At 64.0% G+C, this 9062-nt stretch carries 6 protein-coding genes and 1 riboswitch; of the genes, 3 read left to right on the forward strand and 3 right to left on the reverse strand.

Annotation, left to right across the window (positions count from 1 at the left end):
• Positions 1 to 73 precede the first annotated feature (73 nt).
• The 3 genes from J5M58_RS14100 to J5M58_RS14110 form a co-directional block, all read right to left on the reverse strand.
• Complete coding sequence (locus J5M58_RS14100; RefSeq protein WP_207878488.1) at positions 74 to 655, reverse strand: TMEM165/GDT1 family protein; 582 nt, start codon at positions 653 to 655, stop codon at positions 74 to 76.
• A 91-nt stretch (positions 656 to 746) separates the two neighbouring features.
• Positions 747 to 886, reverse strand: a riboswitch (yybP-ykoY riboswitch).
• 39 nt (positions 887 to 925) lie between these two features.
• Positions 926 to 1924 carry a class I SAM-dependent methyltransferase gene (locus J5M58_RS14105; RefSeq protein ID WP_112252003.1) on the reverse strand — a complete coding sequence of 333 codons (999 nt, stop codon included), beginning with the start codon at positions 1922 to 1924 and terminating at the stop codon, positions 926 to 928.
• Between the two features lie 54 nt (positions 1925 to 1978).
• Positions 1979 to 2944, reverse strand: a complete 966-nt coding sequence (locus J5M58_RS14110; protein ID WP_207878476.1) for a 2-hydroxyacid dehydrogenase — start codon at positions 2942 to 2944, stop codon at positions 1979 to 1981.
• Between the two features lie 288 nt (positions 2945 to 3232).
• Here J5M58_RS14110 and J5M58_RS14115 point away from each other — a divergent pair, with 288 nt between their 5' ends.
• From J5M58_RS14115 to J5M58_RS14125, 3 genes are all read left to right on the forward strand, one after another.
• Positions 3233 to 4915, forward strand: coding sequence for a fatty acid--CoA ligase (locus J5M58_RS14115; RefSeq protein WP_112252005.1), 1683 nt, complete (start codon positions 3233 to 3235; stop codon positions 4913 to 4915).
• Positions 4916 to 5246: 331 nt separating this feature from the next.
• Positions 5247 to 7133 (forward strand): DUF1302 domain-containing protein, encoded by a 1887-nt coding sequence (locus J5M58_RS14120; RefSeq protein ID WP_207878478.1) that lies wholly within the window; start codon positions 5247 to 5249, stop codon positions 7131 to 7133.
• Between the two features lie 25 nt (positions 7134 to 7158).
• Positions 7159 to 8523, forward strand: a complete 1365-nt coding sequence (locus J5M58_RS14125; RefSeq protein WP_207878480.1) for a DUF1329 domain-containing protein — start codon at positions 7159 to 7161, stop codon at positions 8521 to 8523.
• The last annotated feature ends 539 nt before the right edge of the window (positions 8524 to 9062 follow it).

Below are 9062 nucleotides of genomic sequence, written 5' to 3' on the forward strand. Positions count from 1 at the left end.
CCTCAAGGCCTGTGCAATACCTGTGGGAGCTGGCTTGCCGGCGATTGGGCCGCAGAGCGGCCCCCGTCAGCAGTCAACCCACCCAGCCACTGGCCTTCATCGCCGAGTACACGGCCACGATCGCCAGCACGAAGAACGCCGTGGCCGCCAGGCGACGGATCAGCGTCAGCGGCAGTTTGTCCGCAGCGAAGTTACCCGCCAGTACCACCGGCACGTTGGCAATCAGCATGCCCAGGGTGGTGCCGATAATGACCATGACCAGGTGCGGATACTGAGCCGCCAGCATCACCGTGGCGACCTGGGTCTTGTCGCCGATTTCAGCCAGGAAGAACGCGATCAGGGTGGTCAGGAACGGCCCGAAGCGGCGTGCCGGGTTCTCGTCGTCATCCATCTTGTCCGGAACCAGGGTCCACAGCGCAGTGGCAGTGAAGCTCGCAGCCAGGATCCAGTGCAGTGCCGAGTTGCTGAAGAAGCTGCCGACCCACGCGCCCACGGCACCGGCCGCGGCATGGTTGGCCAGGGTAGCGGCGATGATGCCGGCGATGATCGGCCAGGGTTTGCGGAAGCGGGCGGCGAGTATGAGCGCGAGCAATTGCGTCTTGTCGCCGATTTCGGCGAGGGCAACGATGGCGGTGGGGACCAATAGTGATTCCAGCATCAGGATTCCTACGGGGGCGGGTCGACACGGCTATGACACGTACAGCCTCCCCGCCCCGGGTAAGGTGTGCGTGTCATAGGTCTTGTCAAACCCTGGATCCGTCTATGCGGATCTCGCCATGCAGGCTTGCATGGTGGGTCGCACGCGCCATGGTCTGTGGACCAAGTATGTTGACGCGTACCGGGCGAGCTGGGCGCTCGCGGGAGACTACTCCCCTAGGACGGTGCGGATTCTGCCTAGGCAAAACGCTTTCGGCAAGCGCTGTTTTTAACCGCGTGTTGCGCGGTAGATGCGGAAGCCGTCCGCCTCGTCGCGTATCTGGCAGTTGCCCAGCGCCCCTTCGATCAGCGGCTGGTAACGCAGGAAGCTGTTGGCAACCAAGCGCATTTCGCCACCTTTTCGCAGATGAACAGCCGATTTTTTCAGCAAGTTTTCCGATGCCTGGTAGTTGGTGTGCACCCCGGTGTGGAACGGCGGGTTGCTAAGGATCAGGCTAAGCTCGGTCGGCGCCGCGTCGATGCCATCACCGCTGATCACTTCGCCCTCCAGGCCATTGGCGGCCAAGGTCAGGCGGCTGGCGGCCACGGCGAAGGCATCCACGTCCAGCAGGGTTACCCGGTTTTGCGGGTAACGGCGCTTTACCGTTGCGCCCAGCACCCCGGCACCGCAGCCGAAGTCCAGCACATGCCCGCTCGGCAGGTCGTCGAGGTGCTTGAGCAGCAGGGCGGTACCGCGATCGAGGCGGCCATGGCTGAACACGCCGGGCAGGCTGACCACCTGCAGTGGGCCGTCTTCCAGGCTGAGTTCGAAGCGTTCGGCCAGGCTTTCCAGGGGCTTGGCTTCTGGTGCGTGTTCGATGGTCACCTGCCACAGCTGGCAATGGCGGGCGCTGTCGAGCTTGCGCGGCTTGCCAAAGGCCTGCAGCTGCTTGGCCGCGCCTTCGATACCACCACGTTTCTCGCCGACCACGTATAGCTCGCGACCAGCCAGGCGCGAGGCCAGGGCGTTGAGCAGGTAGGCGGCCAGTTCGCGGGATTTGGGCAGGAACAGCACGGCGCTGTCGAACGCCACTTCAGGGGGCTCCACTGCATAGTGGCTGCGCCCGGCGAAGCGGCTTTCGAGCATGGCCTGATCGCCCGCATGCCAAGTCCAGGCCCGGGCCTGGGGCAACTGGCCAAGCAGGCCGTCGGCGGGGGCACCGGCGAGCAGCAGCGGGCTCTGGAACAGCTCTGCCTGGCGGAGCAACACTTCACTGCGCGGGTCCATGGACGACGCCTCCTGGAAAAAAGTGGCGCAGTGTAGCAGAGGCGGGCGCCGGGCTCAGCTGACCACGCGGCGTGGCTGCCCGGCGAAGAAGGCCTGGGCGTTCTCGCTGAGCTGGCCGACGATGCGTTGGCGCGACTCCACCGCACCCCAGGCGCTGTGCGGGGTGATGATCAGGCGCGGGATACCGGGTTCGAGCAGCGGGTTGCCGTTGACCGGCGGCTCCACGCTCAGCACGTCGGTGGCGGCTCCGCCCAGGTGGCCACTGCGCAGGGCGTCGGCCAGCGCTTGCTCGTCGATCAGGCCACCGCGGGCAGTGTTGACCACCAGCGCGTTGGGCTTGAGCAGGGCCAGCTCGCGTGCCCCGAGCATGTGTCGGGTGTGCTCGTTCAGCGGGCAGTGCAGGGTCAGGGCGTCGACGTGCGGCAGCAATTCGTCCAGTGGCAACCGGTCGGCCCGTTCCGGGCGGCCTGGGATCTGCCCGCTGAGCACGCGCATGCCAAAGGCTTCGGCCAGCCTCGCCACCGCGCCACCCAGTTCACCATGGCCCAGCAGGCCAAGGGTCTTGCCCTCCAGCTCGACGATGGGAAAATCCAGCAGGCAGAACTGGCTGGCCCTGGCCCATTGGCCATCGGCTACCGCCTGGTTGTAGTCGCACAGGCGGGTGGCCAGGGCCAGCAGCAGGGCGAGGGTGTGCTGGGCGACGGACGGGGTGCCGTAGCCCTGGCAATTGCACACGGTGATGCCCTGGGCGTGCGCTGCCGCCAGGTCGACATTGTTGGTGCCGGTGGCGGCCACCAGGATCAGCTTCAGTTGCGGGTTGGCGGCCAGGGACGCGGCGTCGAGCATGACCTTGTTGCTGACTACCGCCACCGCGCCCTGCAGGCGTTCGGCGACCTGCTCCGGGCGGGTGGCGGCGAACAGTTCGAACTCGTCGAACTGCTGCTTCAGGGGCGAGAGGTCGAGATCGCCCAGGTCCAGGGACTGGTGATCGAGAAACACGGCGCGACGCGGACTGGGCATGAAGGCCTCCGGGGATGGGCGGGATTTCGGTGTCGCGGCCATTCGCGGGTAAACCCGCTCCCACAGGTATTGCACCATTGCAGAGGCTGGTGCAGAACCTGTGGGAGCGGGTTTACCCGCGAATAGGCCCTCAGCGCCGCAGTGTCTAGCTCAACCTTGCCGCCCGTCAACGCCCGCCACTCATACCTTCGCCATGCAAATCATTCCTTCGGCTGATTTAGCCGTCACATTGGCGAACTACAGTAACTCCCAGACTTGTCCGGCCCGCTTTTCAGAAAAGGGATACCCATGTTGCAGACCCGCATCATCAAGCCCGCCGAGGGCGCCTACGCCTACCCCCTGCTGATCAAGCGCCTGCTGATGTCTGGCAGCCGCTACGAAAAGACCCGCGAAATCGTTTACCGCGACCAGTTGCGGCTGACCTATCCCCAGCTCAACGAGCGCATCGCGCGCCTGGCCAACGTGCTGACCGAAGCCGGAGTAAAGGCTGGTGACACCGTGGCGGTGATGGACTGGGACAGCCACCGCTACCTCGAATGCATGTTCGCCATCCCGATGATCGGCGCGGTGGTGCACACCATCAACGTGCGCCTGTCGCCTGAGCAGATCCTCTACACCATGAACCACGCCGAAGACCGCGTGGTGCTGGTCAACAGCGACTTCGTCGGCCTGTACCAGGCCATCGCCGGGCAACTGACCACCGTCGACAAGACCCTGCTGCTGACCGACGGCGCGGACAAGACAGCCGAGTTGCCCAACCTGGTGGGCGAGTACGAGCAACTGCTGGCCGCTGCCAGCCCGCGCTACGACTTCCCGGACTTCGACGAGAACTCGGTAGCCACCACCTTCTACACCACTGGCACCACCGGCAACCCCAAGGGGGTGTACTTCACCCACCGGCAACTGGTGCTGCATACCCTGGCCGAAGCTTCGGTGACCGGCAGCATCGACAGCGTGCGCCTGCTGGGCAGCAACGACGTGTACATGCCCATCACCCCGATGTTCCACGTGCACGCCTGGGGTATCCCCTACGCTGCCACCATGCTTGGCATGAAGCAGGTGTATCCGGGGCGCTACGAGCCGGACATGCTGATCACGCTGTGGCGTGAGGAAAAGGTCACCTTCTCCCATTGCGTGCCGACCATCCTGCAGATGCTGCTCAACTGCCCGACTTCCCAGGGCCAGGACTTCGGCGGCTGGAAGATCATCATCGGCGGCAGCGCACTCAACCGCTCGCTGTACCAGGCCGCCCTGGCCCGCGGCATCCAGCTGACTGCCGCGTATGGCATGTCCGAGACCTGCCCGCTTATTTCCGCCGCCCACCTCAACGACGAACTGCAGGCCGGCAGCGAGGATGAGCGCGTCACCTACCGTATCAAGGCTGGCGTGCCGGTGCCGCTGGTCGAGGCGGCCATCGTCGACGGCGACGGCAACTTCCTGCCTGCCGATGGTGAAACCCAGGGCGAGCTGGTGCTGCGTGCGCCGTGGCTGACGATGGGCTACTTCAAGGAGGCGGAAAAGAGCGAGGAGCTGTGGCAGGGTGGCTGGCTGCATACCGGTGATGTCGCCACCCTCGACGGCATGGGCTACATCGACATCCGCGACCGTATCAAGGATGTGATCAAGACCGGTGGCGAGTGGATTTCCTCGCTCGACCTCGAAGACCTGGTCAGCCGCCACCCGGCCGTGCGCGAAGTGGCGGTGGTGGGGGTGGCCGACCCGCAGTGGGGCGAGCGCCCGTTTGCCCTGCTGGTGGTGCGCGAAGGCCAGGTCATCGATGCCAAGGCACTGAAGGAACACCTCAAGCCATTTGTCGAGCAAGGGCATATCAACAAGTGGGCAATTCCAAGCCAGATCGCCGTTGTTACTGAAATTCCCAAGACCAGTGTCGGCAAGCTCGACAAGAAACGCATCCGCCAGGACATCGTCCAGTGGCAGGCCAGCAACAGCGCGTTCCTCTCCACGCTGTAACCGCCATGCGGGTCGCGTACCGCAGCACGTGACCCGCATGCTAGAGGGGTTTGGCCTTGCCAAACGGCAGAAATACGCCATCCTTTAGCACTGCCAGCGCGCAGCCGGGGCAACATTGCAGCGAGTTGGCCGCACGGAGCGCAAATCACACTTTAGAGGGATCAAGCGCCTGTGCCTTGCTGGCTATAGTCGGGCCAGGGGATTTTCAGGAATGGGGGAAGGCGACATGCGCAAGCCGTGTCGCCGCGGGCGCAAGCCTGCAAACCGGTCGCTCGGGCCGTTCTTGAAAGGACTCACTGCCATAACAAAAAAAGTACATGGAGTAGCGTCGATGAAATCTGCAAACCTGTTCTGGCGCCGGGCCAAGTTGCCCTTGGCCGTCAGCCTTGCTTCCACGCTCGCAAGTCCTGCTTTCGCTGTCAGTTTCAACATTGGTGAAATCGAAGGCCAGTTCGACTCGTCGCTCTCCATCGGCGCCAGCTGGTCGACGGCCAACCCCAACAAGAACCTGATCGGGGTGAACAACGGCGGCAAGGGCCTGTCGCAGACATCCGACGATGGCCACCTGAACTTCAAGAAGGGCGAAACTTTCTCGAAGATCTTCAAGGGCATCCATGACCTGGAACTGAAGTACGGCGATACCGGCGTGTTCGTCCGTGGCAAGTACTGGTATGACTTCGAACTGAAGGACGAAGGCCGCGAGTTCAAGGACATCAGTGACTCCAACCGCAAGGAAGGCGCCAAATCGTCCGGTGCCGAGCTGCTCGACGCATTCGTCTATCACAACTACTCCATCGGCGATCAGCCAGGCTCGGTGCGCCTGGGCAAGCAGGTGGTGAGCTGGGGTGAAAGTACCTTCATCGGTGGTGGCATCAACTCGATCAACCCGATCGACGTGTCGGCGTTTCGCCGCCCGGGGGCCGAGATCAAGGAAGGCCTGATTCCGGTCAACATGTTCTACATCTCGCAAAGCCTGACCGACAACCTGTCGGCCGAGGCCTTCTACCAGATCGAGTGGGACCAGACGGTCGTCGACAACTGCGGCACGTTCTTCTCCCAGCCGGACATCATTGCCGACGGCTGTACCGACAACCTGCGCGTGCTCAACAGCAGCCGCACAGTGCCGGGGGCGGCGCAGCAGTTCCTTGCTACCCGGGGCGTGAACATCAACGAAGAAGGGGTGATGGTGCGCCGCGGTGCCGACCGTGACGCGCGTGACAGCGGCCAGTTTGGCGTGGCCATGCGCTACATGTTCGAGCCGCTGGACACCGAGTTTGGCGCCTACTTCATGAATTACCACAGCCGCGCGCCAATCTTCAGCGCCACCGGGGCCCCGCCTTCAGTGTTCGCCGGGTTGAGCGCCCTACCTGCGCAGCTGCGTGCATTGGCGCCGCTGATCGTGGCGGGTAACTCCGAGTACTTCGTCGAATATCCCGAGGATATCCGCCTTTATGGTTTGAGCTTCTCAACCACACTGCCCACCGGGACCGCCTGGAGCGGCGAGCTCAGCTACCGCCCCAACGCACCGGTGCAACTCAATACCACGGATATTCTGTTCGCCGGGGTCCGCCCCATTGGCGGCGCGTTGAGCAACGCTTCGCTGCTGACCGGTACGCCGGGGCAGGACCTGCACGGGTATCGCCGCAAGGAGATCACCCAGTTCCAGACCACCCTCACGCATTTCTTCGACCAGGTGATGGGCGCCAGCCGCATGACCGTGGTGGGTGAACTCGGTGTCACCCATGTGGGTGGCCTGGAGAGCGCACACGATACCCGCTACGGTCGCGACCCGGTGTACGGTCCAGGCCCGCTGCCATCCACGGGTGGGGCCAATACCTGTCAGGCACTCAATGCCAGCACCATCGCAGGCGCCGGTGCTGGTGCCTCCACTGCCAACCTGAGCCGCAACTGCGAGAACGATGGTTTTACCACCAGTACTTCCTGGGGCTATCGCGCCCGGGTCATCTGGGACTACAACGACGTCTTCGCCGGGATCAACCTGAAACCCAGCGTGGCTTGGTCGCACGACGTCTCCGGCTACTCGCCGGGCCCTGGCGCCAACTTCGAGGAAGGCCGCAAGGCCGTCAGCCTGGGCCTCGATGCCGAGTACCAGAACACCTATACGGCTAGCCTGTCGTACACCAACTTCTTCGATGGCGAGTACACCACCGTGGATGACCGTGACTTCGTCGCGCTCAGCTTCGGCGTGAACTTCTAAGCATACAGATCCAGGACGACACGACATGAACAAGACCAGAAGTCTGCTGCAAGCCGGTGTGCTGGGCCTGTCCCTGCTGGCGACCAGCGTCATGGCTGCAGTATCCGCCGACGAGGCGGCCAAGCTGGGCAGTACCCTGACTCCGATGGGCGCCGAAAAGGCCGGCAACGCCGATGGCTCGATAGGCCCGTGGGAGCCGCTGTCGAAGAGCGCGGGCAGCGCCGACGCCAAGGGTTTCCTGCCCGACCCGTACGGCAGTGACAAGCCGCTGTTCACCATCACCGCGCAGAACGCCGACCAGTACAAGGACAAGCTCTCGCCGGGCCAGCTGGCCATGCTCAAGCGCTACCCGGACACCTTCAAGATCCCGGTATTCAAGACCCATCGTGGCTCGACGGTGCCGGCCGACGTGTTTGCCGCCATCAAGGAGAACGCCACCAAGACCACTCTGGTCGAAGGCGGCAACGGTCTGAGCAACTTCCGCACGGCTGTACCGTTCCCGATTCCCCAAAGCGGCCTGGAGGTGATCTGGAACCACATCACCCGCTACCGGGGTGGCAGCGTCAGCCGCCTGGTGACCCAGGCCACGCCGCAGCAGAACGGCTCCTTCAACCCTGTGTACTTCTCTGACCAGTTCGTCTTCCGCGACAAGATGAAGGATTACGACCCGAACAACCCGGGCAACATCCTGTTCTACTTCAAGCAGGAAGTGACCGCGCCTGCGCGCCTGGCCGGTACCGTGCTGCTGGTGCACGAAACCCTCGACCAGGTGAAGGAACCGCGCAAGGCGTGGATCTACAACGCCGGCCAGCGCCGCGTGCGCCAGGCACCGCAAGTGTCGTACGACGGCCCGGGTACCGCTGCCGACGGTTTGCGCACCTCGGACAACCTGGACATGTTCAACGGTGCGCCGGATCGCTATGACTGGAAGCTGGAAGGCAAGAAGGAGATGTACATCGCGTCCAACGCCTTCAAGCTCGACGACCCCAAGCTCAAGTACACCGACATCATCAAGGCCGGGCACATCAACCAGGACCTTTCCCGTTACGAGCTGCGCCGCGTATGGCACGTGGTCGCGACCCTCAAGCCGGGCCAGCGGCACATCTATGCCAAGCGTGACTTCTACATCGACGAGGACACCTGGCAGGCTGCGGTGATCGACCAGTACGACGGCCGTGGCCAACTGTGGCGGGTGTCCGAGGCACATGCCCAGCCTTACTACAACGTGGAAGTGCCGTGGTACACCCTGGAGACCATCTACGACCTGCAGTCGGGCCGTTACCTGGCCCTGGGCATGAAGAACGAAGAGAAGCGCGCCTACGACTTCGGTTTCAGCGCCAGCAAGGCTGACTTCCAGCCAGCGGCACTGCGCCAGTCGGGTATTCGTTGATCTGAAAACGCGTCACACCGTGTTATCCCCAGAGCGCCCCGGCTTGCCCGGGGCGTTTCTATTTCCCGTTTCGGCCCCTTCGCGGGCGCGCCCGCTCCCACAGGAGTCGCGCAAGCCCAGACCAGCTCGATTCCTGTTGGAGCGGGTAAGCCCGCGAAGCAAGCGACACGGTGCATGGCACCGGCTGCGCCGGTGTTCGCGGCTAAAGCCGCTCCCACAGGTACAGCGCGAGCCCAGGCCTGCGCCAATCCCATGTGGGAGCGGGCAAGCCCGCGAAGCAAGCGATCCGGTGCATGGCACCGGCTGCGCCGGTGTTCGCGGCTAAAGCCGCTCCCACAGGTGCAACGCGAGCCCCAGGCCTGCGCCAATCCCATGTGGGAGCGGGCAAGCCCGCGAAGCAAGCGACACGGTACATGGCACCGGCTGCGCCGGTGTTCGCGGCTAAAGCCGCTCCCACAGGTACAGCGCGAGCCCAGGCCTGCGCCAATCCCATGTGGGAGCGGGCAAGCCCGCGAAGCAAGCGATCCGGTGCATGGCAC

The organism is Pseudomonas sp. 32_A, assembly GCF_017490905.1.
GTDB lineage: Bacteria > Pseudomonadota > Gammaproteobacteria > Pseudomonadales > Pseudomonadaceae > Aquipseudomonas > Aquipseudomonas inefficax.